This is a genomic window from Paraburkholderia sediminicola (genome assembly GCF_046027355.1).
Taxonomy (GTDB): domain Bacteria; phylum Pseudomonadota; class Gammaproteobacteria; order Burkholderiales; family Burkholderiaceae; genus Paraburkholderia; species Paraburkholderia sediminicola_B.
In genome coordinates, this window is sequence record NZ_JAQQEK010000018.1 from 61,019 (window position 1) to 85,150 (window position 24,132).

General features: G+C 62.5%; 27 protein-coding genes. 21 read left to right on the plus strand and 6 right to left on the minus strand.

The genetic code is table 11. The features are described from left to right. The first annotated feature begins 74 nt into the window (after window positions 1-74). From gshA to ptsP, 5 genes are all read left to right on the plus strand, one after another. Window positions 75-1,364 (plus strand): glutamate--cysteine ligase, encoded by a 1,290-nt coding sequence (gene gshA, locus PQR42_RS27400; protein WP_408389101.1) that lies wholly within the window; start codon window positions 75-77, stop codon window positions 1,362-1,364. A 102-nt stretch (window positions 1,365-1,466) separates the two neighbouring features. Then, complete coding sequence (gene gshB / locus PQR42_RS27405) at window positions 1,467-2,423, plus strand: glutathione synthase (protein WP_408389099.1); 957 nt, start codon at window positions 1,467-1,469, stop codon at window positions 2,421-2,423. A 344-nt stretch (window positions 2,424-2,767) separates the two neighbouring features. Continuing rightward, a complete protein-coding gene (locus PQR42_RS27410; protein WP_408213364.1) occupies window positions 2,768-3,298 on the plus strand; it encodes a PTS sugar transporter subunit IIA in 531 nt (176 codons plus the stop codon). 93 nt (window positions 3,299-3,391) lie between these two features. Next, window positions 3,392-3,661, plus strand: coding sequence for an HPr family phosphocarrier protein (locus tag PQR42_RS27415; protein WP_408213361.1), 270 nt, complete (start codon window positions 3,392-3,394; stop codon window positions 3,659-3,661). Window positions 3,662-3,965: 304 nt separating this feature from the next. Then, a complete protein-coding gene (gene ptsP / locus PQR42_RS27420) occupies window positions 3,966-5,714 on the plus strand; it encodes a phosphoenolpyruvate--protein phosphotransferase (RefSeq protein ID WP_408213358.1) in 1,749 nt (582 codons plus the stop codon). Between the two features lie 84 nt (window positions 5,715-5,798). On the opposite strand, the gene PQR42_RS27425 is transcribed toward ptsP, so the two are convergent. The 3 genes from PQR42_RS27425 to gpmA form a co-directional block, all read right to left on the minus strand. Beyond that, a complete protein-coding gene (locus tag PQR42_RS27425; RefSeq protein ID WP_408389097.1) occupies window positions 5,799-6,557 on the minus strand; it encodes a HesA/MoeB/ThiF family protein in 759 nt (252 codons plus the stop codon). 166 nt (window positions 6,558-6,723) lie between these two features. Further along, a complete protein-coding gene (locus tag PQR42_RS27430) occupies window positions 6,724-8,292 on the minus strand; it encodes a S41 family peptidase (protein ID WP_408213352.1) in 1,569 nt (522 codons plus the stop codon). Between the two features lie 305 nt (window positions 8,293-8,597). Further along, window positions 8,598-9,344, minus strand: coding sequence for a 2,3-diphosphoglycerate-dependent phosphoglycerate mutase (gene gpmA, locus PQR42_RS27435; protein WP_408213348.1), 747 nt, complete (start codon window positions 9,342-9,344; stop codon window positions 8,598-8,600). A gap of 137 nt (window positions 9,345-9,481) precedes the next feature. On the opposite strand from gpmA, the gene PQR42_RS27440 reads away from it, so the two are divergent. The 5 genes from PQR42_RS27440 (at window position 9,482) to PQR42_RS27460 (ending at window position 12,455) form a co-directional block, all read left to right on the plus strand. Beyond that, window positions 9,482-9,907, plus strand: a complete 426-nt coding sequence (locus tag PQR42_RS27440; protein ID WP_012431601.1) for a rhodanese-like domain-containing protein — start codon at window positions 9,482-9,484, stop codon at window positions 9,905-9,907. Next, window positions 9,904-10,167: a glutaredoxin 3 gene (gene grxC, locus PQR42_RS27445; protein ID WP_007179466.1), complete on the plus strand. Its 264-nt coding sequence runs from the start codon at window positions 9,904-9,906 to the stop codon at window positions 10,165-10,167. The genes PQR42_RS27440 and grxC overlap by 4 nt, the downstream gene beginning before the upstream one ends. A 151-nt stretch (window positions 10,168-10,318) precedes the next feature. Then, window positions 10,319-10,789 carry a protein-export chaperone SecB gene (gene secB / locus PQR42_RS27450; protein WP_007179465.1) on the plus strand — a complete coding sequence of 157 codons (471 nt, stop codon included), beginning with the start codon at window positions 10,319-10,321 and terminating at the stop codon, window positions 10,787-10,789. Between the two features lie 22 nt (window positions 10,790-10,811). Then, window positions 10,812-11,810, plus strand: a complete 999-nt coding sequence (locus PQR42_RS27455; RefSeq protein ID WP_408213345.1) for an NAD(P)H-dependent glycerol-3-phosphate dehydrogenase — start codon at window positions 10,812-10,814, stop codon at window positions 11,808-11,810. A 96-nt stretch (window positions 11,811-11,906) separates the two neighbouring features. Then, on the plus strand, window positions 11,907-12,455 hold the full coding sequence (locus tag PQR42_RS27460; protein ID WP_408389095.1) for an O-acetyl-ADP-ribose deacetylase: 549 nt from the start codon (window positions 11,907-11,909) through the stop codon (window positions 12,453-12,455). Here the strand turns inward: PQR42_RS27460 and trmL are convergent. Beyond that, window positions 12,428-12,898 carry a tRNA (uridine(34)/cytosine(34)/5-carboxymethylaminomethyluridine(34)-2'-O)-methyltransferase TrmL gene (trmL, locus tag PQR42_RS27465; protein ID WP_408213339.1) on the minus strand — a complete coding sequence of 157 codons (471 nt, stop codon included), beginning with the start codon at window positions 12,896-12,898 and terminating at the stop codon, window positions 12,428-12,430. The two genes, PQR42_RS27460 and trmL, sit on opposite strands and share 28 nt — an antisense overlap. 18 nt (window positions 12,899-12,916) lie before the next feature. After that, window positions 12,917-13,702 (minus strand): phosphoribosyltransferase family protein, encoded by a 786-nt coding sequence (locus PQR42_RS27470; RefSeq protein WP_408389093.1) that lies wholly within the window; start codon window positions 13,700-13,702, stop codon window positions 12,917-12,919. An 84-nt stretch (window positions 13,703-13,786) separates the two neighbouring features. Here PQR42_RS27470 and PQR42_RS27475 point away from each other — a divergent pair, with 84 nt between their 5' ends. The 8 genes from PQR42_RS27475 to PQR42_RS27510 all read left to right on the plus strand — a co-directional run bounded on the left by PQR42_RS27475 (window position 13,787) and on the right by PQR42_RS27510 (window position 21,045). Beyond that, complete coding sequence (locus tag PQR42_RS27475) at window positions 13,787-14,752, plus strand: methyltransferase domain-containing protein (protein WP_408389091.1); 966 nt, start codon at window positions 13,787-13,789, stop codon at window positions 14,750-14,752. A 313-nt stretch (window positions 14,753-15,065) separates the two neighbouring features. Beyond that, the gene (locus tag PQR42_RS27480; RefSeq protein WP_408389089.1) at window positions 15,066-15,539 is read left to right on the plus strand and encodes a DUF2244 domain-containing protein; all 474 of its coding nucleotides are present in this window, start codon (window positions 15,066-15,068) and stop codon (window positions 15,537-15,539) included. A 66-nt stretch (window positions 15,540-15,605) separates the two neighbouring features. Then, window positions 15,606-17,240, plus strand: coding sequence for a cytochrome c oxidase subunit II (coxB, locus tag PQR42_RS27485; RefSeq protein WP_408389087.1), 1,635 nt, complete (start codon window positions 15,606-15,608; stop codon window positions 17,238-17,240). Between the two features lie 44 nt (window positions 17,241-17,284). Beyond that, window positions 17,285-18,898, plus strand: a complete 1,614-nt coding sequence (gene ctaD, locus PQR42_RS27490; protein WP_106282189.1) for a cytochrome c oxidase subunit I — start codon at window positions 17,285-17,287, stop codon at window positions 18,896-18,898. A gap of 112 nt (window positions 18,899-19,010) precedes the next feature. Further along, a complete protein-coding gene (locus tag PQR42_RS27495) occupies window positions 19,011-19,145 on the plus strand; it encodes a cytochrome oxidase small assembly protein (protein WP_097391202.1) in 135 nt (44 codons plus the stop codon). Window positions 19,146-19,187: 42 nt separating this feature from the next. After that, a complete protein-coding gene (locus tag PQR42_RS27500) occupies window positions 19,188-19,811 on the plus strand; it encodes a cytochrome c oxidase assembly protein (RefSeq protein ID WP_408389085.1) in 624 nt (207 codons plus the stop codon). A 35-nt stretch (window positions 19,812-19,846) separates the two neighbouring features. Then, entirely contained in the window at window positions 19,847-20,056 is a 210-nt protein-coding gene (locus PQR42_RS27505) for a DUF2970 domain-containing protein (RefSeq protein ID WP_408389083.1), read from the plus strand. 131 nt (window positions 20,057-20,187) lie between these two features. After that, complete coding sequence (locus PQR42_RS27510) at window positions 20,188-21,045, plus strand: cytochrome c oxidase subunit 3 (RefSeq protein WP_132376152.1); 858 nt, start codon at window positions 20,188-20,190, stop codon at window positions 21,043-21,045. A gap of 184 nt (window positions 21,046-21,229) precedes the next feature. Here PQR42_RS27510 and PQR42_RS27515 read toward each other — a convergent pair whose 3' ends face one another. Further along, window positions 21,230-21,439: a twin transmembrane helix small protein gene (locus PQR42_RS27515; protein WP_007179452.1), complete on the minus strand. Its 210-nt coding sequence runs from the start codon at window positions 21,437-21,439 to the stop codon at window positions 21,230-21,232. 111 nt (window positions 21,440-21,550) lie between these two features. On the opposite strand from PQR42_RS27515, the gene PQR42_RS27520 reads away from it, so the two are divergent. From PQR42_RS27520 to PQR42_RS27530, 3 genes are all read left to right on the plus strand, one after another. Next, a complete protein-coding gene (locus PQR42_RS27520; RefSeq protein WP_408389081.1) occupies window positions 21,551-22,267 on the plus strand; it encodes an SURF1 family protein in 717 nt (238 codons plus the stop codon). Window positions 22,268-22,336: 69 nt separating this feature from the next. Further along, window positions 22,337-22,999, plus strand: coding sequence for an SCO family protein (locus tag PQR42_RS27525; RefSeq protein ID WP_408389079.1), 663 nt, complete (start codon window positions 22,337-22,339; stop codon window positions 22,997-22,999). 22 nt (window positions 23,000-23,021) lie between these two features. After that, window positions 23,022-24,131: a COX15/CtaA family protein gene (locus tag PQR42_RS27530; RefSeq protein WP_408389077.1), complete on the plus strand. Its 1,110-nt coding sequence runs from the start codon at window positions 23,022-23,024 to the stop codon at window positions 24,129-24,131. The last annotated feature ends 1 nt before the right edge of the window (window position 24,132 follow it).

Below are 24,132 nucleotides of genomic sequence, written 5' to 3' on the forward strand. Positions count from 1 at the left end.
CGAATGGAGAAACCGTCCCCAAATGGACAAAGCATTTGCTCTACAATCTTTTTTCTCCAGTCTGCGAGTGATCAATGGTTCCGCACCTAGTTACGGCGTTAAACGGCCCGCTGCTCGATCTTGAGCGGAAGATCCTCGACGCTACCCCCGCCATCGAACGCTGGTTCCGGCTCGAATGGCAGGAGCACACGCCGCCGTTCTACTGTTCCGTCGATCTGCGCAACGCGGGCTTCAAGCTCGCGCCGGTCGACACCAATCTGTTTCCTGGCGCATTCAACAATCTGCCGCAGGAAGTGTTGCCGCTCGCGGTGCAGGCCGCGATGGCATCGATCGAGAAGATCTGCCCGGACGCCAAGAACCTGCTGGTGATTCCCGAGCGCCACACGCGCAACGCGTTTTATCTCGAGAATGTCGCCCGTCTGGCCGCGATCATGCGCCAGGCCGGCTTGAACGTGCGTTTCGGCACGCTCGACGAAACCATCAACGGACCGGTCACGATCGCGCTCTCCGACGGCCAGAAGCTCGTGCTCGAACCACTCGAGCGCTCGCAGCGGCGCCTCGGCCTGAAGAATTTCGACCCGTGCTCGATTCTGCTGAATAACGATCTGTCGGGCGGCATCCCGCCCGTGCTCGAAAACCTGCACGAGCAGTATTTGCTGCCGCCGCTGCACGCCGGCTGGGCCGTACGCCGTAAATCGACGCATTTTTCCTGCTATGACGACGTCGCGAAGAAGTTCGCGAAGATGGTCGAGATCGATCCGTGGATGATCAATCCGTACTTCGCGCATGTGGAGGGCGTCGACTTCCAGGAACGCACCGGCGAGGAAGCGCTGACGGACGCGATCGACGGCGTGCTGAAGAAGATCGCCAAGAAGTATCGCGAGTACGGCATCTCCGAAAAACCGTATGTCGTCATCAAGTCGGATGCGGGCACGTACGGCATGGGTGTGATGACCGTGCACGACGCGTCGGAAGTCGCCGCGCTCACCAAGCGCGAACGCGCCAAGATGGCCGCGACCAAAGACGGTCTGGAAGTGCATGACGTGATCGTGCAGGAAGGCGTGTACACCTTCGAGCGCATTGGCGAAGAAGTGGCAGAGCCGGTCGTGTACATGATCGACCGCTATGTGGTGGGCGGCTTCTATCGCGCGCACGGCAGCCGCGAGCGCGATCAGAATCTGAACGCGCCGGGCATGCACTTCGTGCCGCTCGGCTTCGAGCATACGGCGCTGCCCGATGCGCACGCCAAGCCCGGCGCGGCGCCGCCGAACCGCTTCTATATGTACGGCGTGGTGGCGCGGCTCGGACTGCTGGCCGCATCGGTGGAACTGGAAAAGACCGATCCGGAAGCGATTCAGGTCTAAGCCACCTTGGGTGGTCGATGGCGGCATGCGTGCCGCCATCGCCATTTTCAACGACTATATTTACGATCAATGCCAAGCCCGTCAGGGCGCACCGGGACCTTCATGGACATTCTTTTCATCGCCGATCCGCTCACGCAATTCAAGATCTACAAAGACTCGACCTACGCGATGATGGCCGAAGCGGCGCGCCGCGGTCACGTGCTGTACACGTGCGAGCCGAAGCATCTGGCGTGGACGGGTGGCGACGTCGAGGCGAACGTGCAGCGCTTTGCGATTGTCGGCGACGTCACCGATCTGCATCGCGAAGTCTGGTACGACGCCGAACCGGCCACGCCGCGCTCGCTCAAGAGCTTTAGCGCCGTGGTGATGCGCAAAGACCCGCCGTTCGACATGGAATATGTCACGTCCACGTGGCTTCTCGAAATGGCCGAACGCGGCGGCGCGCGCATCTTCAACAAACCGCAGGCGATTCGCGATCACTCGGAAAAGCTCGCGATCGGCGAGTTTGCGGAGTTCGTCGCGCCCACGCTGGTTACGCGCGACGCGAGCCGTTTGCGTGCGTTCCATGAAGAGCACGGCGACGTGATCCTGAAGCCGCTCGACGGCATGGGCGGTATGGGCGTGTTTCGCGTGAAGGCCGACGGCATGAACCTCGGTTCGATCATCGAAATGCTCAGCCACGACGGCGCGCGTTCGGTGATGGCGCAGAAATTCATCCCCGAGATCAAGGAGGGCGACAAGCGCATCCTGCTGATAGGTGGCGAAGCCGTGCCGTATTCGCTCGCGCGTATTCCTCAGGGTAATGAGGTGCGTGGCAATCTCGCGGCCGGTGGCCTTGGCGTGGCGCGTCCGCTGACCGAGCATGACCGCAAGATTGCCGATACGCTGGCGCCGGTGCTGGCCGCGCGAGGTTTGCTGCTGGTGGGGCTGGACGCGATTGGCGACTGGCTGACCGAAGTGAACGTGACGAGCCCGACGTGTTTCCGCGAGATCATGGATCAAACCGGCTTCGACGTCGCCGCCATGTTCATCGACGCATTGGAGCGCGCAGCGGGCTGATGGCGTGGCCCGGTGCGGGCACTTGAATGCCCGCCATGTCCCCCAAACTGTGTAGTAAATCCGCATCACGCAGCACGCCGGATTTGGCGCGAAAATGAGCCTGATACAATGCCCGCTCCTCCGCGCCAGGCGCAATTGCTGGCACCCAAACGGGTGTCACTGGCATGGTTTGCGGACTGTAGGCGAGCAATGTTTCGCTAGCGCAGGCGCGATGCCATGCGCGGCGGGCCGCTCGTCAAACGATGCGTTCCGGCCCTCATGGCCCACGGCCGGCAGAGGGCGCTGACGAACCGGGCTTCGGCCCGGTCCACGGTTCGGGGCCGTTCTTTTGCAGTAAGGCTGACATGGCAGGCATTCTGATCATTGCGCACGCTCCGTTCGCCACCGCGTTGCGCGATTGTATTTCGCACATCTATGGTGGCTTGCCGGCTCGCATCGGCGTGATCGACGTATCGCCGGATTGCGATCCCGCACAGCAGGTTGCGTTTGCGAATTCGGAAATCGAGCGTCTGAAGGAAGAAAACGGCGCGCTCGTCCTCACGGATATGTTCGGCGCCACGCCGGCGAATATCGCCGGACGGCTCGCGTCGCTGCCGGACGTGCGCGTGCTGTGCGGCGTCAATTTGCCGATGCTGGTGCGCGCGGTCTGTTATCGCGCCACGCCGCTCGACACGCTGGTCGACAAGGCACTCGCCGGCGCCACCAAGGGCGTGCATGCGATCGGACCGGCGACTCCGGCGCCCGTCGCGCCCACCGCGGAGTCCGGCGACTGTTTGCCGGCTCTGCCGCCCGATGCGGCGTGCGGTGGCGCTTGCATGCCCGCGTTGCCGGCCGACGCCGATCTGACGCAGAAAGCCGACTCGGCCGGCTTGTAAGTCGATCGGCCGCCTCGCCTGGGTGTCAAACGCATTGCAACCGGTTAGCAGTTTCACCTTTCACAACAACTTACCCGCGCTTCGGACCATCACATGCTGCAACACGAAACGACTATTGTGAACAAGCTGGGGCTGCACGCGCGCGCGTCGGCCAAGTTGACCCAACTCGCGGGCAACTATCAGGCGGAAATCTGGATGAGCCGCAATGGCCGCCGTATCAACGCCAAGAGCATCATGGGTGTGATGATGCTGGCCGCGGGCATCGGCAGCACGGTGCTGATCGAAACGGAAGGCTCGGACGAAAAAGAAGCGATGGACGCATTGTTGAAACTGATTGCCGATAAATTCGGCGAGGGCCAATAAGGCTAGCGCGTCCACGTTGCGATGAGCAAAAACGCCGCGGTTGTCCGCGGCGTTTTTTTTAGCGCGTGACAATGGACAGACGAAACGCGCGTGAGGGCGCGCGCGTCGACATGCACATGCAGGATTCGCGTTGCCGAAACGCGAGACGGATGAAGGCGCATCACTAAGGCTGCTTACGGTAATTCGTGCTGCACTGCACACAACCCCAGCGCGCCTGGAAAGGGCGCGGAATTTATAATGATGAACAGTGTCTGAGAGCATTGCAGCGGTTTGCCGCGGCATCACACAACTAGAGGAGGTGCGCGTGTCCTTCACGCTGCATGGAATTCCCGTGTCACGCGGTATCGCCATCGGGCGGGCTTATCTGATCGCCCCGGCTGCACTTGACGTAGACCACTATCTGATCGAACCCGCCCAGATCGAGAGCGAGATCGAACGCTTTCGCGTGGCCCAACAACACGTGCATTACGAGCTCGAGATGCTGCGCGCCGATCTCGCGGCGGACGCGCCCAGTGAAATGGGCGCGTTCATCACCGTTCATTCAATGATCCTGAACGATGCGATGCTCGTGCAGGAAACCTTCGACCTGATCCGCACGCGACGCTACAACGTGGAGTGGGCGCTGACCGAACAGCTCGAGCGCCTGTCGCGCCATTTCGACGATATCGAAGACGAGTACCTGCGCGAGCGCAAAGCCGACATCGAACAGGTGGTGGAGCGCGTGCTGAAGGCGCTTGCCGGCGCGTCGGTGGCGCTGGGCGATGGCGTGCACGGCGCCTGCGACGAGATGATCGTGGTCGCGCACGACATCGCGCCGGCCGACATGATGCAGTTCAAGACGCAGACGTTTCAGGGCTTCGTCACGGACCTCGGCGGCCGCACGTCGCATACGGCGATCGTCGCGCGCAGCCTGGGCATTCCAGCCGCGGTCGGCGTGCAGCACGCGAGCGCGCTGATTCGCCAGGATGACCTGATCATTGTCGACGGCGATCACGGCATTGTGATCGTCGACCCCGCGCCGATCGTGCTCGAAGAATACTCGTATCGGCAGAGCGAGAAAGCGCTCGAGCAGCGCAAGCTGCAGCGGCTGAAGTTTTCGCCCACGCAGACGCTGTGCGGCACCCGCATCGAACTGTGCGCGAACATCGAGTTGCCGGACGACGCGCTCGCCGCGATCGACGCGGGTGCGACGGGCGTCGGCCTGTTCCGCACCGAGTTCCTGTTCATGAATCACAAGGACCGTTTGCCGGAAGAGGAAGAACAGTTCGGCGCGTACCGTCGCGCGGTCGAGTTGATGAACGGACTGCCCGTTACCATCCGCACGATCGACGTGGGCGCCGACAAGCCGCTCGATTCGATGAGCGGGGGCGACGGTTACGAAACCGCCGCGAACCCTGCCTTGGGGCTGAGAGCGATTCGCTGGAGCCTCTCCGAGCCGCAGATGTTCCTCACGCAGTTGCGCGCGATTCTGCGTGCGTCGGCGTTCGGCTCGGTGAAGATTCTGATTCCGATGCTCGCGCATGCCCAGGAAATCGATCAGACGCTCGATCTGATTCGCGAAGCCAAGCGTCAGCTCGACGACGCGGGCATGGCCTACGATCCGAACGTGCAGGTCGGCGCGATGATCGAGATTCCGGCCGCCGCCATCGCCTTGCCGCTGTTCCTGAAACGGCTCGATTTTTTGTCGATCGGCACCAACGATCTGATCCAGTACACGCTCGCGATCGATCGCGCGGACAATTCGGTCGCGCATCTGTATGACCCGCTGCATCCGGCGGTGCTGCATCTGATCGCATTTACGCTGCGCGAAGCGAAGCGGGCGGGCGTGCCGGTTTCGGTGTGCGGTGAGATGGCGGGGGATCCGGCGTTGACGCGTCTATTGCTCGGCATGGGCCTCACTGAGTTCTCGATGCATCCGAGCCAGTTGCTGGTGGTCAAGCAGGAAGTGCTGCGCTCGCATCTGAAGACGCTTGAGAAGCCGGTGGCCGATGTGCTGGCTTCGTTCGAACCGGAAGAGGTGCAGGCTGCGCTCAAGCGTGTGATGCTGGCCTGAGTCGACGCGTTCGCTTCATCAGATAAGGAAACGCCGCCCATTGGGCGGCGTTTCTGTTTCAGCGTGCGGTTGAGGAGGCTCGAGTCAGGCGAGGTGCGTCTGCCCGCACACCGGGCAATCCGGCTGGCGCGCGATGCGCATTGTGGTCCACTCCATCCGCAGCGAATCGAGCATCATCAGGCGGCCGAGCAACGGCGTGCCGATTGTGCCGATTACCTTGAGCGCTTCGGCGGCCTGCATCGAACCGACAATGCCGACCGTCGGCGCGAACACGCCCATGGTCGAACAGGCGACTTCCTCGAACGGCTGGTCTTCAGGGAACACGCAGGCATAGCAGGGCGACGCTTCGTCGCGGAAATCGAAGGTGCTGATCTGGCCGTCGAAACGTAGCGCCGCGCCTGACACCAACGGCACGCCGTGCTTCACACAGGCGCGGTTGATCGCGTGGCGCGTCGCGAAGTTGTCGGTGCAATCGAGCACGACGGTCGCATTCGGCACGTGCGCGTCGAGCCACGCGTCGTCGACGCGCTCGGCCACCGCGTTCACCACGACTTCGGGATTGATCTGCGCGATCGCGTCGCGCCCGGACTCCACCTTTTTGCGCCCGATGGAAGCGGTCACATGCAGGATCTGCCGCTGCAGATTGGTCAGGTCGACCGTATCGGCATCGACCAGCGTCAAACGGCCGACGCCGGCCGCCGCCAGATACATCGCGGCGGGCGAACCCAGGCCGCCCGCGCCGACGATGATCGCGTGCGCATCGATAAAACGCTGCTGCGCCTCGATGCCGATTTCATCGACGAGGATGTGGCGGGAATAGCGAAGGAGTTGATCGTCGTTCATGGCGGGGCGCGTGAATGTGTCGCGCGATGTGATGCAGGACCGATGGGCCTGCCGTGCGCGTTTTCGATATTTTAATCGCGCCGGGAGCGGGTGTTCTTGCGGGTGCCGGGTATTACAGCGTGTCTTCGCAGCATGTTCCGCTGCGAAGACACGTCGGGCTTGCTGCTTAGTTGCTTTGCGAAGCAGGCGCCGATGCGCCCGGCACCGGTTGCGTCGGCTTCACCGCGACCGGCGCGGACGCCGACGTGGCCGGCTTGTTCTGCGCGAGACGGCGCTCGGTCAGCGACTTCGATTCCTGCACCGGCTTGCCTTCCAGCTTGTTCAGAGCCTGTTGCAGCATGAAGTCGTCGGTCGAACCGAATTCCACCGGCTTGCGCTCACGATCCTTCTGACGCTGTTCGGGCGTTTTCTTATCGTTCTGCTCTTCGAGCTGGCGCAACTGGTCCATGCGTTCCTGTTCGCGCTGTTCCGCTTCCTTCTTCTCGTTCGGGTCTTGCGTGTTCGCAAGGTGATTCGAGTAGTCGACTTCGCGCGTGACGAGCGCGTCGTCCGGATCGCCTTCTGCGTATTGATCGACCGCGATGTCAGGACGGATGCCCTTGTTCTGGATTGAACGGCCGCTCGGTGTGTAGTAGTACGCCGTGGTCAGACGCAGCGCGGTGTCCGCCGTCATGGGGCGCACGGTCTGCACCGAACCCTTGCCGAAGGTCGTCTTGCCGACGATCAGCGCACGATGCTGATCTTGCAGCGCGCCCGCGACGATTTCCGACGCCGACGCGGAGTAGGCGTTGGTCAGCACAATCATGGGCACGGTCTTGAAGATCGGCGCTTCGTCCTTCAGCGGATCGCTGTCGAAGGATTGCAGGCGGTAGTTGTCGTAGGTGTCGCGATAGACCTGCTTCGAATCCGGAATCTGGCCGTTGGTGGACACCACAACCGAATTCGGCGGGAGGAACGCGCCGGCCACACCGACCGCGCTTTGCAGCAGGCCGCCACCGTTATTACGCAGGTCGAGCACGAGACCCTTCAGATTCGGCTGCTGACGCGCAATGTCTTGCAGCTTCGCTGCGAGATCAGGCGTGGTGCGTTCCTGGAAGCTGGTGATCCGCACATAGGCGTAGCCCGGCGCGAGGATCTTCATCTTGACCGACTGGACCTTGATGATGGCGCGCGTCACGGTGAGCGGGAACGTGCGGTCGTCGGTCTTGCGGAAGATGGTGAGCGTGACCTTGGTGCCCGGGTCGCCGCGCATCTGCTTGACCGCCTGGTCGAGCGTCATGCCGCGCACGGGTTTGTCGTTGATACGCGTGATCAGGTCGCCCGGACGGATGCCGGCGCGGAACGCGGGCGTGTCCTCGATCGGCGAAATCACCTTGATCAGGCCGTCTTCCGACGAAATTTCGATGCCGAGACCGGCGAAGCGACCCTTGGTCTGCTCCTGCAGTTCTTCGTAATCGGTCTTGTCGAGATACGACGAGTGCGGGTCGAGGCTCGACACCATGCCCTTGATGGCGGCGGTGAGAAGCTTTTTATCGTCGACTGGTTCGACGTACTCGTGCTTGATTTGCCCGAAGACTTCGGCAAAGAGCCTGAGCTGGTCCAGCGGCAGCGGCGCAACAGCGTTCGACGCTGCGCTGGCGGGTTGCTGGGCCGAAGCCGAGAGTTGCAGGGTGGCAAATACACCGGTAGCAAGGCCCGCGGCAATCAGGCCGATATTTTTCAGGTTCTTTCGCATAGAGTCTGTTGCGGTCGGAAGCGCGTGGCAGCGTCGATAGAGATGGGGACGGACAAGTATAACTGCACACCCGCCAAGTCAGGGAGCGGCGCAGGCAATCGTGATTCGACAGCACGCGCCGGGCCTGGTTCGTGGGATTGCGCGCACAACGATGAAGTAATGTGCCGTAACGGATCGATGGCGGCCAGAACGGCGCGCTCGAATGACGCGAGCCGCGCTGACCGGTACGTCTTGCCGGTCGGCGCGGCCCTTGCGCCGCCCCTGCGCTGCATTTCTGACGGCAGCATGGCGGCAAGATGGCAGAATCAGCCCGCCTTACCCTGCTTGGCGACGGCGGCCTGCGCCTTGGCGATCGCTTCCTGGTCGCCCAGATAGTAGTGCTTGATAGGCTTCAGGTTTTCGTCGAGTTCATAGACGAGCGGCACGCCGTTCGGAATATTCAGGCCGACGATGTCGTCGTCCGAAATATTGTCCAGGTATTTCACCAGTGCGCGGATCGAGTTGCCGTGGGCGGCGATCACGATCTTGCGGCCCGACTTGATGGCCGGCGCAATCGACTCGTTCCACAGGGGCAGAACGCGCGCGACCGTGTCTTTCAGGCATTCGGTGAGCGGCAATTGCTCGCGCGGCACCTTGGCGTAACGCGGATCGTCGTACGGCGCGCGCTCGTCCGTCGGCTCGAGCGCCGGCGGCGGCGTGTCGTAGCTGCGGCGCCAGACCAGCACCTGTTCGTCGCCGAACTTGGCGGCCGTTTCCGCCTTGTTCAGACCCGACAGCGCGCCATAGTGGCGTTCATTCAGACGCCACGAATGCACCACCGGCAGGTACATCAGATCCATTTTGTCCTGCACGTGCCACAAGGTGCGGATCGCGCGTTTGAGCACCGACGTGTAGGCGATGTCGAACGTGTAGCCCGATTCCTTCAGCAGCACGCCCGCTTGCTGCGCCTCATTGTTGCCCTGCTCGGTGAGGTCGACGTCGACCCAGCCCGTGAAGCGGTTTTCCTTGTTCCACGTCGATTCGCCGTGGCGGATGAGAACGAGTTTGTACATGAGATTGCCGGTCGGTAGTGAGGAAGCGGTAAAGCGCTGCGGGGGTCCTCTGGAGGAGCGCCGCCATCGCGTCAGACGGTTATTTTATAATGGGTGGATTGCCCTTTTCGATTTCTCTCTTTTTCGGCGGATTTTCCGTGAAGTTTTTCACTGATTACACAAACCTTGTACTGATCGCGATCGTCCTCATCTCCGGTGGGTTGCTGCTGTGGCCGACGATCAGCCGGCGCGGCCGTGGCGGCCTGTCGGCCGCTGAAGCCACGCAACTGATCAACCGGCGCAATGCGGCGGTCATCGACCTGCGTCCGTCCGCCGACTACGCCAAAGGGCATTTGCCCGCGGCACGGCACCTTGAATTTGCAGAGTTGCAGGCGAAAGTCGCGCAACTCGTGAAGAACAAGAGCAACCCGGTGCTGCTGGTATGCCAGACCGGCCAGCAGTCGAACAAGGCAGCGCGTATCGTGCAGGATGCAGGTTACGCGGAAGTCCATGTTCTCGAAGGCGGTGTCGACGCCTGGCAGAAAGCCGGTATGCCGGTTGTGAAACAAGGAGCAGCCAAGTGAACAAAGTGATCATGTACAGCACCCAGGTGTGCCCGTATTGCCAGATGGCCGAACGTCTTTTAAAGTCGCGCGGCGTCGAGCACGTTGAAAAGGTACTGATCGACAAAGACCCGGCCCGTCGTGAGGAAATGATGACCCGGACCGGTCGCCGCACGGTGCCGCAAGTGTTCATCGGCGAGACGCATGTGGGCGGGTACGATGACCTCTCCGCGCTCGATCGCGCGGGCGGTTTGATGCCGCTGCTCGAAGCAACTGCCTGAATTCGCGCGCCCACGGGCGCGCGACAAGGGCGGGTGAACACCAAGCCGGCGCGGCCTCGCCTCTTCAGGGCGGGCGGCGCGCCGCAACGATCTGGCGGCCCATGCAAGCATGGGCCGCCGCCATGCATACCTATCAGGGAATCACTTCATCATGTCCGACGAGAATAACCAGCCGTTCTTCAACATCCAGCGCATCTATTTGAAGGACATGTCGCTCGAGCAGCCGAATTCGCCGGGCATCTTCCTCGAGCAGGAAATGCCCTCGGTCGAAGTCGAAGTCGACGTGAAGGCTGAGCGCCTCGCCGACACCGTGTTCGAAATCCTCGTCACGGGCACGGTCACGGCCAAGGTGTCGGACAAGGTTGCGTTCCTGATCGAAGCCAAGCAAGCCGGCATTTTCGACATCCGCAACATTCCGGCTGAGCAGATCGACCCGCTGGTCGGCATTGCCTGCCCGACCATCCTGTTCCCGTACCTGCGCTCGAACATCGCCGACGCGATCACGCGCGCCGGTTTCCCGCCGATCCACCTCGCCGAGATCAACTTCCAGGCGCTGTACGAGCAACGCCTCGCGCAGATGGGTGGCCAGGACGGCGCGGCGCAGAACGGCGTCACGCACTAACGTGTCGCAAGCAGTGCCGGCTATGAAGGTTGCTGTCCTTGGCGCCGGCGCATGGGGCACAGCGCTCGCCGGCCATCTGGCCGTACGGCACGACACGGTGTTGTGGGCGCGCGAGCCCGCGCTCATTGCCGATCTCTCCGCTTCGCACGAAAACGCCCGCTATCTGGCGGGCGTTGCTTTGCCGCCTGCGCTTCGCTATGAAGCCGATCTGAACGCAGCGCTCGACCACGCGCTCGCTGACGACGCGTTATGCGTCGTGGCGACGCCCGTCGCAGGACTGCGCGGTCTGTTTCAGGCCATGCGCGACGCGGGCAAAGTGCCGGCGCATGTGGTGTGGTTGTGCAAGGGTTTTGAAGCCGATTCGCAGTTGATGCCGCATCAGGTGGTCGCGGCCGAACTGCCGGAGCATGCCAGCAACGGCGTGCTGTCCGGTCCGAGCTTCGCGCGCGAAGTCGGGCAGGGCTTGCCGGTCGCGCTGACCATCGCGAGCGCGTCGGCGGCGTGCCGCGAGCGCACGGTCGCCGCGTTTCATCACGGCGCCATGCGCATCTATACCGGCGACGACGTCGTCGGGGTGGAAGTGGGCGGCGCGGTGAAAAACGTGCTGGCCATTGCAACGGGCATCGCCGACGGCCTCGGCCTCGGGCTCAATGCGCGCGCGGCGCTGATCACGCGCGGCCTCGCTGAAATGTCGCGCCTCGGCGTGACGCTTGGCGGACGGGCGGAAACGTTCACCGGTTTGACCGGCTTGGGCGATCTGATCCTGACCGCAACCGGTGATCTGTCGCGCAATCGTACGGTCGGCGTGCAACTCGCCGCGGGCCGCACGCTCGACGATATTCTCGGCGCCCTCGGTCACGTGGCGGAAGGCGTGCGTTGCGCGCAAGCCGTGCTCGCGATTGCTCGCGCGCATGCTATCGAGATGCCGATCACGCAAGCGGTCTGTGCCGTGCTGTTCGACGGCGTGGCGCCGCGCGACGCCGTCAGCGCCCTGCTGCGGCGCGACTCCAAAGCTGAATAAACCTTGTCTTTCAGCCGTTTAGCGCGCAATGCGCTGAACGGCTGCCCGCTCTCGCTGTCCACGTTTTTATCGACGCTTCGGATCAGCGAGGTTCCCATGCTCAGATTCAATCGTTGCACGCTGGAAGCACGCGTGGTCGACATCACCACGCTCGCCGTGGATGCGATCGTCAACGCCGCGAATACGTCGTTGTTGGGCGGAGGGGGCGTGGACGGCGCGATTCATCGCGCGGCCGGCACGGATTTGCTGCGCGAGTGCGAAACGCTCTGCGGCTGTGCGACCGGTGACGCGAAGCTGACCGGCGGCTACCGTCTGCCGGCTAAACATGTGATTCATGCCGTTGGCCCGGTCTGGCGGGGTGGTTCGCATGGCGAGGCCGACTTGCTCGCGTCCTGCTATCAGCGCTCGCTGGAGGTGGGGCGCGAGGCGCAGTGCAAGAGCATTGCGTTCCCCGCGATCAGTTGCGGCATCTACCATTTCCCCGCTGACGAGGCCGTGCGGATCGCGGTCGGCACGGTGCTCGACACTTTGGTGCGCACGCCGCAGATCGAACAGGTGCTGTTCGCCTGTTTCGACGACGCCATGTTCGCGCGCTACGAGGCCGAATTGGAACGCCGTCAGGCGCCGCCTTCGAAGCCGGTCTGACGCCACGCTTCGAACACCACGACCGCGACGGTATTCGACAGATTAAGGCTGCGGTTGCCCGGACGCATGGGCAGGCGCACCCGTTGCTCGTTGGCGAACTGGTCGAGCACCGAGTCGGGCAGGCCGCGCGTTTCGGCGCCGAACACGAACCAGTCGCCGGATTGAAACGCGTGCTCGTGAAAGCGGCCCGAGCCGCGCGTGGTGAACGCGAACATGCGCGCCGGGTCCGGCGATTCCTTGGCGATGAACGCCGCCCAGTCCGGATGCACGTTCATTTGCGCGTACTCGTGATAGTCGAGGCCGGCGCGGCGCAACTTGGCGTCGTCGAGTGGAAAGCCGAGCGGCTCGATCAGATGCAGCCGGGCGCCAGTGTTGGCGCACAGGCGGATCACGTTGCCGGTGTTCGGCGGGATTTCCGGTTCTACGAGAACGACATTGAACATGGTGAACTCAGGTGGAGACTAGTTTTTCGGCGTGCGCAGCGCGACGAAGTTGGTGACCCGCCGCGCGCCGGCCGCCTTGAGCGTGCGCGCCAGCGCTTCGAGCGTTGCGCCGGTCGTCATCACATCGTCGACGATGCCGACGTGCAGGCCTTGCACGGACCCGGCGACCTTGAACGCGCGGCCCACGTTCAGGCGGCGGGCGTCGAGATCGAGCCGCGACTGCGGCGCGGTGTGAATCACGCGATTCAGCAAGGTCGCGTCGCTGCGTACTTTCAGCGCGCGGGCGAGCGGTCTCGCGATCTGCCAGGCCTGGTTGTAGCCGCGCTCGGTGAGACGTTTGTTTGCAAGCGGCACGGGTGTGATCACATCCGGCCATTCAGCAAGGTCTTGCCCGGAATCCTGTGCAAGACGCGCGAGCCGTTGTGCAAACTCGCGCGCCAGCATCAGCCGGGCGCGAAATTTTAGACCGACCGCCAACGTGTCGAGCGGAGCGCGGTAGTCGGCGAGGGCGAAGGTTACGTCGAACGGCGGCGGCTCGCCGATGCAATCCGCGCAGCGATATTGCGCGTGCGCCGCCCATCGCGAACTGGATAAAGGCACCGCGCAGACGGTGCAGCGCAACCGCGCTTCGTTCCAGTAGGCTTCGTCGCAACCGGCGCACAGCGTCGTATGCGACAAATTGCCGCATAACGCGCAGAGGTTCGGCAACGCAGCGTGCATCACGCGCGGCCAGGCTGAATGTAAGCCGCGCGCGAAACGCGCGAATCTGCCGCCGGAAAATGACGAATTGGGCCGGATTGGCATGACTGGACCGCCCGCGAAGGCCTTTCACGCTGAATGGAAGGAAGCGAGCGAGTATACTTCCTGCTCCACGCCAGCACGACACTCATGTCCCCAACTCCCGCTCAATCAGGCCGTCCGGCCTATGATTCCCGGCGCCTCCGGCGGATCTTCGACCGCCGCGCAGCGACTTTCGGCGACGTCGCATTCCTGCCTCGCGAAATCGCGCAACGCATGCGCGAGCGCCTCGACTACATCAAGGTCACACCCGCGAGCGTGCTCGACGCCGGCTGCGGCGCGGGCGAAGACATTCCCGCTTTGCGCGAGCGTTTTCCCGAAGCGCCGGTGTTCGGCTCCGACCTGTCGCACGGCATGCTCACGCGCGCGCTGCAGCACGATTCCGGTGACACGAGCTGGCGGCGCTTTCTGCCGGCCTCGCTCGGCAAGGCGCTCGGCGCCCGCGGGCCGCGGTTCGCGCAAGCCGACTTTTCGGCGCTGCCGTTCGCGGCCGGCGCCTTCGAATTCATCTGGTCCAATCTGGCGCTGCACTGGCACTCGCGGCCCGATCTCGTGTTTCCCGAGTGGCAGCGCGTGCTCAAGGTCAATGGGCTGCTGATGTTCAGCACGCTCGGCCCCGACTCCCTCAAGGAATTGCGCGGCGCCTACGCCGAAGTCGAGGCCGCGCACGGCGTCGCCTCGCGCAAGCATGTGATCGATTTCGTCGACATGCACGATCTCGGCGACATGCTGGTCGAAAGCGGCTTCGAGATTCCCGTGATGGACCAGGAAGTCCTCACCATTACCTATCAGTCGCCGCAGTCGCTGCTCGCCGACGTGCGCCGCTGGGGCGCCTATCCGTTCGAGCGCGAAGCGTCGTCGAGCGCCGCCGCGCGTCGGCTGCACAAGGCTTTGCTGGCGGCCCTCGAAGCCCGCCGGCGCGCCGACGGTACGATCGCGCTGACCTTCGAGGTGATCTACGGACACGCATGGAAAGCCGTGCCGCGCACTACGGCGGAAGGTCATGGCATCGTCCGGATCGAGGACATCGGACGCGGTTCGTCGAGGAATCGTTGAGGAATCGACGAGGCGGTAAAGAGGACATCTGTTATGTCTGAAATTACCGCTTCAAAAGACGCGCAAATGGTGCGTCAAAACGGCGCGGAGGCTTGTCGCGCCTGGCTTGTGGGCCAATCGAGGCTTGCTTGTGGATGCTATGGATCGCGCCTATAATGCGTCAGTTTGTCGCCCGGAGTTCCCACATTTGGGGCGGCAGGCCCGAGGCACAGGGCAGCAAGATAAGATGACGCGGCGGTGATCGAGCGGCCGGAATAACGGTCGCGAGGAATGACCGCTGGCGGCGATTGGAGACAATCGGCGGGAGGCAGCGATGGAAGCATCAGATCTGCTGGCGGATTCAGAACCAGTTCTCAAAGACTGGACGATGAAACGCAACTGTTCGATATCGCCGCGGCAGTTCGTATGTTTCTACGTGTCGCTTGCGTTGTTCTCGTTGGCAATTGCTTTCATGCTGGTTCTGGTCGGCGCCTGGCTGGTGTTGCCGTTCACCGGTGTCGAATTGCTGGCGGTGGGCATCGCGTTTGCCATCTATGCGCGTCATGCTGTGGATTACGAGCGTATCCGGTTGTTTCAGAACCGGCTCGTCATCGAGCAGGTCAGCGCCGAGCAGCTCACGCAGTTCGAGTTCAATCCGCGCTGGGTGCGGATCGAGGCGGGCGCAACACCGCGTGACCGGATCAAACTGGTCTCGCGCGGCCAGACGATCATGATCGGGCAACATCTCGCGCAGTATCGGCGCGCGCAGTTCGCAGGCGAATTGCGTATGTGGCTCACGCGTTGTTAGACGTATGAAGTCACGCGGCGTTCACGGGGAGCGCGAGGCAACCTGCCAGCGGGGTCGAGGGTTTGAATGGAAATTTTGGGTAAGGAAGCTATGAAAACAATCAAGCGAGCCCTCATGGGCGTGCTGGCGATGAGCGGACTGCTTTTCGCCGGCGCGGCCCTGGCAGTGGGCGATGTTCCGGGCGGCCCTGCCGTCAACGAGATCAATCTCCAGCCGCCTGCGACCAAGATCGCTGAGGAGCTCTTCAGCCTCCACATGTTCATGCTGGTACTTTGCCTGGTCATCTTCGTCGGTGTGTTCGGCGTGATGTTCTATTCGATCTTTGCTCACCGCAAATCGAAAGGCCACAAAGCTTCCAACTTCCACGAAAGCACGACCGTCGAAATCATCTGGACGATCGTGCCGTTCATCATCGTCGTGTTGATGGCACTGCCCGCCACCAAGACGGTGGTCGCAATGAAAGACACCACCAACGCCGACGTCACCATCAAGGTCACCGGCTATCAGTGGAAATGGGGCTACGACTACGTCAAGGGCCCGGGCGAAGGCATCAACTTCCTGTCCACGCTGGCCACGCCGCGTGCGGAAACCGATGGCCGCGAGCCGATTTCCACCACGTATCTGCAGGAAGTCGACAATCCACTGGTCGTCCCGGTCGACAAGAAAATCCGCATCATCACCACCGCGAACGACGTGGTCCACTCCTGGTACGTGCCGGCTTTCGGCGTGAAGCAGGACGCGATTCCGGGTTTCGTGCGCGACACGTGGTTCAAGGCTGAGAAGACCGGCACGTTCCGCGGCTTCTGTACCGAACTGTGCGGCAAGGAACACGCGTTCATGCCGGTGGTGGTCGAAGTGCTGTCCGCCGACGACTACGCGAAGTGGGTCGACACGCAGAAGAAGAAAATGGCCGCCGGTCAGGACGATCCGAACAAGACCTACACCATGGCCGAGCTGATGGAGCGCGGCGGCAAGGTCTACGCGGCGAATTGCGCGGTCTGCCACCAGCCGACCGGCAAGGGCGCGGGCGCATTCCCGGCGCTCGACGGCAGCAAGATCGCCAATGGCGCGATCGCCGAGCACGTCAGCCTGGTGCTGAAGGGCAAGAACGCGATGCCGTCGTGGGCGCCTACGCTGAACGACGTCGAAATCGCTTCGGTGGTCACGTACGAACGTAACTCGTGGGGCAACCACACCGGCGATATTCTCCAGCCGAAGCAGGTCGCGGACGCCCGTAACGGCAAGCTGCCGGAAGGCGGCAACCATCTGGCCGACGCAGGTGCAGCGGCGAGCGGCGCGGAAGCGGCTTCGGGCGCGGCGGCAGCTTCGGGTGCCTCCGGTGCTGAAGCGGCAGCGGCCGGTTCGGACAGCGCGGCAACACAAGCGGCATTGCCGGCGAGCATCTACTTCGAAACCGGCAAGAGCACGTTGCCGGCCGACGCGAAAGCGGCGGTCGACGCAGCCGCGGCCTACGCGAAGGCGCATCCGGACGCGAAATTCACGCTGTCGGGCTTCACCGACGCCACCGGCTCCGCCGACCTCAACGCGAAGCTCGCGAAGAGTCGCGCCGAAGCCGTGCGCGACGCGTTGAAAGCAGCCGGCATTGCCGAAGACCATATTATTTTGAAGAAGCCGGAAACGATCACGGGCGGCAGCGACGCGAAAGAAGCCCGGCGTGTTCAGATCAGCCCGGCTGCCTGACGTGTTCATGGTCAGCACCGCAGTATTCGCTTTAGGAGATTGTCATGTCTAGCATCGGACACGATGTAGTCGCAGGCCACGAACACGTGCACGGCGACCATGCCCACGAAACGCCGCATGGCTGGCGCCGTTGGCTGTTCGCAACCAATCACAAGGACATCGGTACGCTGTACCTGATCTTCTCGTTCACCATGTTCCTCTCCGGGGGCGTGATGGCGCTGATGATCCGTGCCGAACTGTTCGAGCCGGGCTTGCAGATCATGCGTCCCGAGTTCTTCAACCAGTTGACCACCATGCATGGCCTGATCATGGTGTTCGGCGCGATCATGCCGGCTTTCGTCGGCTTCGCGAACTGGATGGTGCCGCTGCAGATCGGCGCATCGGACATGGCTTTCGCCCGCATGAACAACTTCAGCTTCTGGCTTCTGCCGGTGGCGGCTGTCCTGCTGGTCGGTTCGTTCTTCTCGCCGGGCGGCGCGACCGCCGCGGGCTGGACGCTGTACGCGCCGCTCTCCACGCAGATGGGCCCGGGCATGGACTTCGCGATTTTCGCGGTCCACTTGATGGGTGCTTCGTCGATCATGGGCGGGATCAACATCGTCGTGACGATCCTGAACATGCGCGCACCGGGCCTCACGCTGATGAAGATGCCGATGTTCGTCTGGACGTGGCTGATCACCGCCTACCTGCTGATCGCCGTGATGCCGGTTCTGGCAGGCGCGATCACCATGGTGCTGTTCGATCGTCACTTCGGCACGTCGTTCTTCAACGCGGCAGGCGGCGGCGACCCGGTCATGTACCAGCACATTTTCTGGTTCTTCGGGCACCCCGAGGTGTACATCATGATCTTGCCGGCGTTCGGGATCGTGTCGCAGGTGATTCCGGCGTTCTCGCGCAAGCCGCTGTTCGGCTATAGCTCGATGGTGTACGCAACGTCGTCGATCGCGATTCTGTCGTTCATGGTCTGGGCGCACCACATGTTCGCAACCGGTATGCCGGTCACGGGCCAGCTGTTCTTCATGTACGCCACCATGCTGATCGCCGTGCCGACGGGCGTGAAGGTGTTCAACTGGGTCGCGACGATGTGGCGCGGTTCGCTGAGCTTCGAAACGCCGATGTTGTTCGCGGTTGGCTTCCTGATCGTGTTCACGTTCGGTGGTCTGTCGGGTCTCATGCTGGCAATGGCCCCGCTCGACATCCAGTATCACGGTACTTATTTCGTCGTCGCGCACTTCCACTACGTGCTGGTGGCGGGCTCGCTCTTCGCGCTGTTCTCCGGGTGGTACTACTGGGCGCCGAAGTGGACCGGCTGGATGTACAACGAGACGCGCGGCAAGATCCACTTCTGGGCGTCGCTGTTCTTCTTCAACCTCGCGTTCCTGCCGATGCACTTCGTTGGTCTCGCAGGTATGCCGCGTCGTTATGCTGACTACCCGGCGCAGTTCACGGACTGGAACCAGGTCATCTCGATCGGCGCGTTCGGCTTCGGTCTGGCGCAGGTCTACTTCCTGTTCGCGGTTGCACTGCCGGCCTACCGTGGCGGCGGCGAACTCGAAAAGGCTGGCGACAAGCCGTGGGACGGCGCAACGGGCCTCGAATGGACCGTGCCGAGCCCGGCTCCGTTCCACACGTTCGAAAACCCGCCGACCGTCGAGTAATCGGCGCACGGTGAGATTGCCGGCTCCGGCAGCGCAGCAGTTCGTTACCTGAGCCGGCGATCACGAAAGTAGTGGCGGTACCCGTAGTCAAAAAGCATTCAGAAAGTCGAGCATGACGCGCAATCCTCAAGAAAGACGTACACCCGAGCAGATTCGCGCGGGCAACCGGCGGATCGGTTTCGTGATGTTCGTGATCGCCGCGGTCTTTTTCGCGAGCGTCATCATTCATCAGAAGTGGTTCACCTGACGGTGCGGTTCAAGTCCGTTTGCAGGTTTGTTGAGGATTGAGATGTCGACGCAACCGCCGGCTCAGGCCGACCGCTCTTTTAACCGTTCGATGCTGATCAAGCTGTTCATCGTCGCGTTGATGATGTTCGGTTTCGGTTTCGCGCTGGTGCCGATGTACCGCGCGATCTGTCAGATCACCGGTATCAACAACCTCGTGCAGCGTGATGCCACGGTGCGCGAGGCGAAGAATACGCAGGTCGACATGAGCCGCACGATTTCGATCGAATTCGATGCGAACGCGCGCGGCCCGCTGGGTTTCAAGCCGGAGCAGCGCAGTCTCGACGTGCATCCGGGCGAAGTGACGACGGTGATGTACGAGGTGAGCAACGAACAGGCGCGCACGATTCAGGCGCAAGCCATTCCGAGCTACGCGCCGAAGCAGGCCACCGAGTACTTCAAGAAGATCGAGTGTTTTTGCTTTACGCAGCAAACGTTGACGGCGAATCAGACGAAGCGCCTGCCGGTGGTGTTCGTGGTCGATCCGAAGTTGCCGAAAGACGTGAAAACGATCACGTTGTCGTACACGTTCTTTGAATTGAATACGCCGGCAGCGGCGACGGCCGGAGGCGCGGCGCCCACGGCCAATACGGCTACAAGCGCGGCCACCGCCGCCAATCCCGCCTGACGGCTCACGTCGCAGGCGAAGGAAGAAGAAACGAGATGAGCGATAACGGCGGCAGCCCGCGCAAGAGCAGTTTTGGTCAGTCGATGCGTGCGGTGTTCTGGTCGTTTTTCGGGGTGCGCAAGCGTCGCGATCTGGAGGCGGACGCCACGCAGTTGAACCCGCTGCATGTGATCGCGGCAGCGTTGATCTGCGCGGCAATTTTTATCGTGGCGCTGATTCTGATCGTGCGCGTCGTAGTAGGCTGAAGCACCAGACGCACACGTAGAATCGGGCGAAGCAGCGCCCAACAATTAGAGCGAAGCGGTGCGGTATCGACGCGCCGCCGAAGATACAGCCGGAAATTCCGGAACAACTGGACTGAAGTGGAGAATCAAGAATGAGCGGTCAAAACGAGAGCCCGTACTATTTCGTACCGCATCCGTCGCGGCATCCGATTAGCGCCGCTGTTGGGTTGCTGGTCATGCTCGGATCGCTTGCGGCCTGGATCAACGAACATGACTGGGCGCCGATCGGCGTCGTCGCCGGTTTGTTGTGGCTGCTCTTTACGCTGTGGCACTGGTTCGGCGACGCGATCGCCGAGTCGGAAGGCGGCATGTACGGCAAGAATGTCGACAAGTCGTACCGCTGGAGCATGAGCTGGTTCATCTTCTCCGAAGTGATGTTCTTCGGTGCGTTCTTCGGCGCGCTGTTCTATGCGCGTGAGATCGCGCTGCATCAACTGGGCAGCCTCGATTACAAACTGATCTGGCCGGATTTCTCGGCCGTGTGGCCGAACAACGGTCCGGCAGCGCTGGTCTCGACCTTCAAGTCGATGCAGCCGTGGCCGGTGCCGACCATCAACACGGCGCTGCTGCTTTCCTCGGGCGCGACGTTGACGGTCTCGCACCACGCGCTGCGTGAAGACCATCGCAAGAAGGCGATCATCTGGCTGGCCGCAACGCTCGTGCTCGGCGTCTGCTTCCTGTTCCTGCAAGGCTTCGAATACTTCCACGCATACAACGAGCTGAATCTGACGCTGTCGTCGGGCGTGTATGGTTCGACGTTCTTCCTGCTGACCGGTTTCCACGGCTTTCACGTGTTCCTCGGCGGCACGATGCTGGCAGTCGTGCTGGCGCGTATGATCCGCGGCCACTTCACGGCGGAGCATCACTTCGCGTTCGAAGGCGCGGCCTGGTATTGGCACTTTGTGGACGTCGTGTGGCTTGGGCTGTACGTCGTCGTGTACTGGCTGTAACGCAGTCTGGCCTGCGCCTACCGACAACTTCGGAATGTGTGCAGGCCGTTCGCGCCAGATCCTGCGGGGCGCTGCGCACGAGCAACCACGCAAGACAGCAGCAGTTCGTAAAACTACGCAGCGCCGCCCTCGACCCTGTCAGGGCGGCGTTTTGTTTGGCGGCGTGGAGATTTTTCCGCCGGGCTCAGCGCCCGTAAGGAATACCGGTCGACTGAATCCAGCCCATCCAGTGAGCGAACAGGATGAACAGGAACAGCGAGATCGACAGGCCCACCCGCGTGGCGAGCGACCAGACCATCCGCTTGGTTTTGCCCTTGTCATGCATCATGAAGTACAGCGCCGACACCATGCTGGCGATGATCAGGACGAAGGCGATGGGAACGAGAATGTGCATGGAACCAGCTGAAACCAGGAAGCGCAGAGGCAAGACGTTTATTATCGCACCGCGCGCCTGCGTTTGCCGTGGGCTCCCCGTGACGCCGCAGGTGTCGTTGGAGCGTGCGCGATGAAGTTCCGCCTCGTTCCCGCGCTGTTGATTCTGCTGGTGATCGTGGTGACCGTGCGGCTAGGTTTCTGGCAGCGCGACCGCGCGCATCAGAAGGAAGCGCTCGAAGCGCACATCACGCAGTTCGAGAACGCACCCGCGCAACCGGTGAGCGGCGCGCCGATCGAGCTAAAGGACATCGAGTTTCATCGCGTGAAGGCGCGTGGCAGTTTCGTCGCGGACAAGGTCGTCTACCTCGATAATCGTCCGTATAACGACCAGCCGGGCTTTTACGTCGTGATGCCTTTTAAACTGGCCGACGGCGGCTACGTGCTGGTCAATCGCGGCTGGTTACCGCGCAACATGAACAATCGCGAGACCATCGCGCCGTACACCACGCCGCAAGGCGACATCGAAATCGAAGGCATTGCGCGGGCCGACGCCTCACGCGCTTATGAGTTGGGGCAGGGTGGTTCGGCCGAGCATCAACTGATCCGCCAGAATCTGGATGTCGCTGCGTACGCCGCGGAAACCGGCCTGCCGCTGCAATCGTTCGTGATTCAACAGTTGAGCGATGACGGCGACAAACTGGTGCGCGATTGGCCCGCGCCTACTAGCGGCGTCGAGCGTAACTATGGCTACATGTTCCAATGGTGGGGTATGGCGGCCGCCGCGCTGGTCTTCGGCCTGTATGCCGCGCGCCGCGCCGCCAGGAAAGAGCACGTCCCGGGCGTATAACGCAGCACAGCACATGCGGTTTGCGGTCCAACTTCGCAAGCCGCGCAAATCATTGAAAGAGGTCCAGTAGTGTCGACGCAATCTCCCCGTTCACCGCAAGCCGGCAAACCCGCAGCGCCCCGAGCGATGCCCGGTCAACCCAACGGCAAAGGCTCGTGGAAGCGCGGCCGCTGGATGCTGCTGCTGGTGGCGATCATCTGCGCCGCTCCGATCGCCGTGTCGTATTTCACGTACTACGTGATCCGGCCGACCGGCGGCACCACGAGTTACGGCACGCTGGTCGAACCGCAACGCCCGATTCCCGATTCGCTCATGGTCACCGGCGAGGACGGCAAGCCCGTCAAGTTCGACACACTGCGCGGCCACTGGCTGATGATTTCGATCGACAACAGCGCGTGCGACAAAGCGTGCGTCACCAAGCTCTACTTCATGCGACAAATCCGCGCAGCTCAGGGCCCGGAACGCGAGCGCGTCGTGGAAGTGTGGCTGCGCACCGATGCAGGCAACGTCTCGGACGTGATACAAAAGGCCTATCCCGACACCGACATGATGATCGCCGATCCGGCGCAGGTGTCCGCATGGCTGCCAACGGATAGCGGCACCAAGGTTACCGACCACATCTACCTGGTCGATCCGAACGGCAATCTGATGATGCGTTTCCCGAAAGATCCGAACCCCAGCAAGATCAAAGGCGACCTGACCAAGCTGCTCAAATGGTCGCGCATCGGCTGATGCCGCAATATAGGTAAGAGAGATGTTCGTACTGCAACTGGCCCTGATCGGCTTGTGTATCGCGTTGTTGCCGCTGTCCTACGTGTGGGTCAAGGCTGACGACAACAAATTCCGCAAGCTGGTCTGGCTCACCACCTTTCTCACGCTCGATCTGGTGATGTTCGGCGGCTTCACGCGACTCACCGATTCCGGGCTCGGCTGTCCGGACTGGCCGGGCTGTTACGGCACCTCGTCGCCGTTCATCGCGCATGCGGCGATTACAGCCGCGCATCAGGCGATGCCCACCGGACCGGTCAGCATGACGAAAGCCTGGATCGAAATGATCCACCGTTACTTCGCGATGGCGATCGGCGTGCTGATCATCGCGCAGACCCTCATCGCGTGGACGGCGCGCATCAAGCGGCGTCCGTTGCATGTGTCGCCGTGGTGGCCCACCTCGCTGTTGCTGCTGATTCTGGTGCAAGGCGCGTTCGGCGCCTGGACCGTGACGATGAAGCTGCAACCGATCATCGTGACGACGCACCTACTGCTCGGACTCGCGCTACTGGGCACGCTCGGCTGGCTGGCCGCACGGCAAACGCCGTTGCCCGCTTACGAGCCCGAAGCCGCGCGCTGGCGCGCGGCGGCAATCGCAGGTCTGGTGCTGCTGATCGCGCAGATCGCGCTGGGCGGGTGGGTCAGCACGAACTACGCGGTGCTCGCGTGCACGGATTTCCCGACCTGCAACGGTCAATGGGTCCCGCCGATGGATTTCGCGCACGGCTTCCACCTCTGGCGCGCGCTCGGCATGACCGGCGACGGCGACATGATCACGCAGGATGCACTGGTGGCGATTCATTGGACGCATCGCACATTCGCCATCGTCGTGGTCGCCTATCTGGTGTGGTTCGCGCTGAAACTGCGCCGCTTCGAGTCGCTGCGGCGCCCCGCAAACGGCGTGCTGCTGGTCGTGCTGATCCAGTTCATCACCGGGCTGTCGAACATCGTTCTGCAATGGCCGTTGCCCATTGCGGTCGCGCATAACGGCGGGGCCGCGATCCTGCTGCTTCTGCTCGTTATGTTAAACTTTCGGATCGCTTATAGCCGTCCCGGCCGCGCCGTGCTCCCTGCGCGCGATGCCGCGCCAGCGTGAC

Bases quoted from the DNA above. Each gene is read 5' to 3' on its own strand.
- gshA (WP_408389101.1), top strand. From the start codon at position 75: ATGGTTCCGCACCTAGTTACGGCGTTAAACGGCCCGCTGCTCGATCTT.
- gshB (WP_408389099.1), top strand. From the start codon at position 1,467: ATGGACATTCTTTTCATCGCCGATCCGCTCACGCAATTCAAGATCTAC.
- PQR42_RS27410 (WP_408213364.1), top strand. From the start codon at position 2,768: ATGGCAGGCATTCTGATCATTGCGCACGCTCCGTTCGCCACCGCGTTG.
- PQR42_RS27415 (WP_408213361.1), top strand. From the start codon at position 3,392: ATGCTGCAACACGAAACGACTATTGTGAACAAGCTGGGGCTGCACGCG.
- PQR42_RS27425 (WP_408389097.1), bottom strand. From the start codon at position 6,557: ATGAACGACGATCAACTCCTTCGCTATTCCCGCCACATCCTCGTCGAT.
- PQR42_RS27430 (WP_408213352.1), bottom strand. From the start codon at position 8,292: ATGCGAAAGAACCTGAAAAATATCGGCCTGATTGCCGCGGGCCTTGCT.
- gpmA (WP_408213348.1), bottom strand. From the start codon at position 9,344: ATGTACAAACTCGTTCTCATCCGCCACGGCGAATCGACGTGGAACAAG.
- secB (WP_007179465.1), top strand. From the start codon at position 10,319: ATGTCCGACGAGAATAACCAGCCGTTCTTCAACATCCAGCGCATCTAT.
- PQR42_RS27455 (WP_408213345.1), top strand. From the start codon at position 10,812: ATGAAGGTTGCTGTCCTTGGCGCCGGCGCATGGGGCACAGCGCTCGCC.
- PQR42_RS27460 (WP_408389095.1), top strand. From the start codon at position 11,907: ATGCTCAGATTCAATCGTTGCACGCTGGAAGCACGCGTGGTCGACATC.
- trmL (WP_408213339.1), bottom strand. From the start codon at position 12,898: ATGTTCAATGTCGTTCTCGTAGAACCGGAAATCCCGCCGAACACCGGC.
- PQR42_RS27470 (WP_408389093.1), bottom strand. From the start codon at position 13,702: ATGCCAATCCGGCCCAATTCGTCATTTTCCGGCGGCAGATTCGCGCGT.
- PQR42_RS27475 (WP_408389091.1), top strand. From the start codon at position 13,787: ATGTCCCCAACTCCCGCTCAATCAGGCCGTCCGGCCTATGATTCCCGG.
- PQR42_RS27480 (WP_408389089.1), top strand. From the start codon at position 15,066: ATGGAAGCATCAGATCTGCTGGCGGATTCAGAACCAGTTCTCAAAGAC.
- coxB (WP_408389087.1), top strand. From the start codon at position 15,606: ATGGAAATTTTGGGTAAGGAAGCTATGAAAACAATCAAGCGAGCCCTC.
- ctaD (WP_106282189.1), top strand. From the start codon at position 17,285: ATGTCTAGCATCGGACACGATGTAGTCGCAGGCCACGAACACGTGCAC.
- PQR42_RS27495 (WP_097391202.1), top strand. From the start codon at position 19,011: ATGACGCGCAATCCTCAAGAAAGACGTACACCCGAGCAGATTCGCGCG.
- PQR42_RS27500 (WP_408389085.1), top strand. From the start codon at position 19,188: ATGTCGACGCAACCGCCGGCTCAGGCCGACCGCTCTTTTAACCGTTCG.
- PQR42_RS27505 (WP_408389083.1), top strand. From the start codon at position 19,847: ATGAGCGATAACGGCGGCAGCCCGCGCAAGAGCAGTTTTGGTCAGTCG.
- PQR42_RS27510 (WP_132376152.1), top strand. From the start codon at position 20,188: ATGAGCGGTCAAAACGAGAGCCCGTACTATTTCGTACCGCATCCGTCG.
- PQR42_RS27515 (WP_007179452.1), bottom strand. From the start codon at position 21,439: ATGCACATTCTCGTTCCCATCGCCTTCGTCCTGATCATCGCCAGCATG.
- PQR42_RS27520 (WP_408389081.1), top strand. From the start codon at position 21,551: ATGAAGTTCCGCCTCGTTCCCGCGCTGTTGATTCTGCTGGTGATCGTG.
- PQR42_RS27530 (WP_408389077.1), top strand. From the start codon at position 23,022: ATGTTCGTACTGCAACTGGCCCTGATCGGCTTGTGTATCGCGTTGTTG.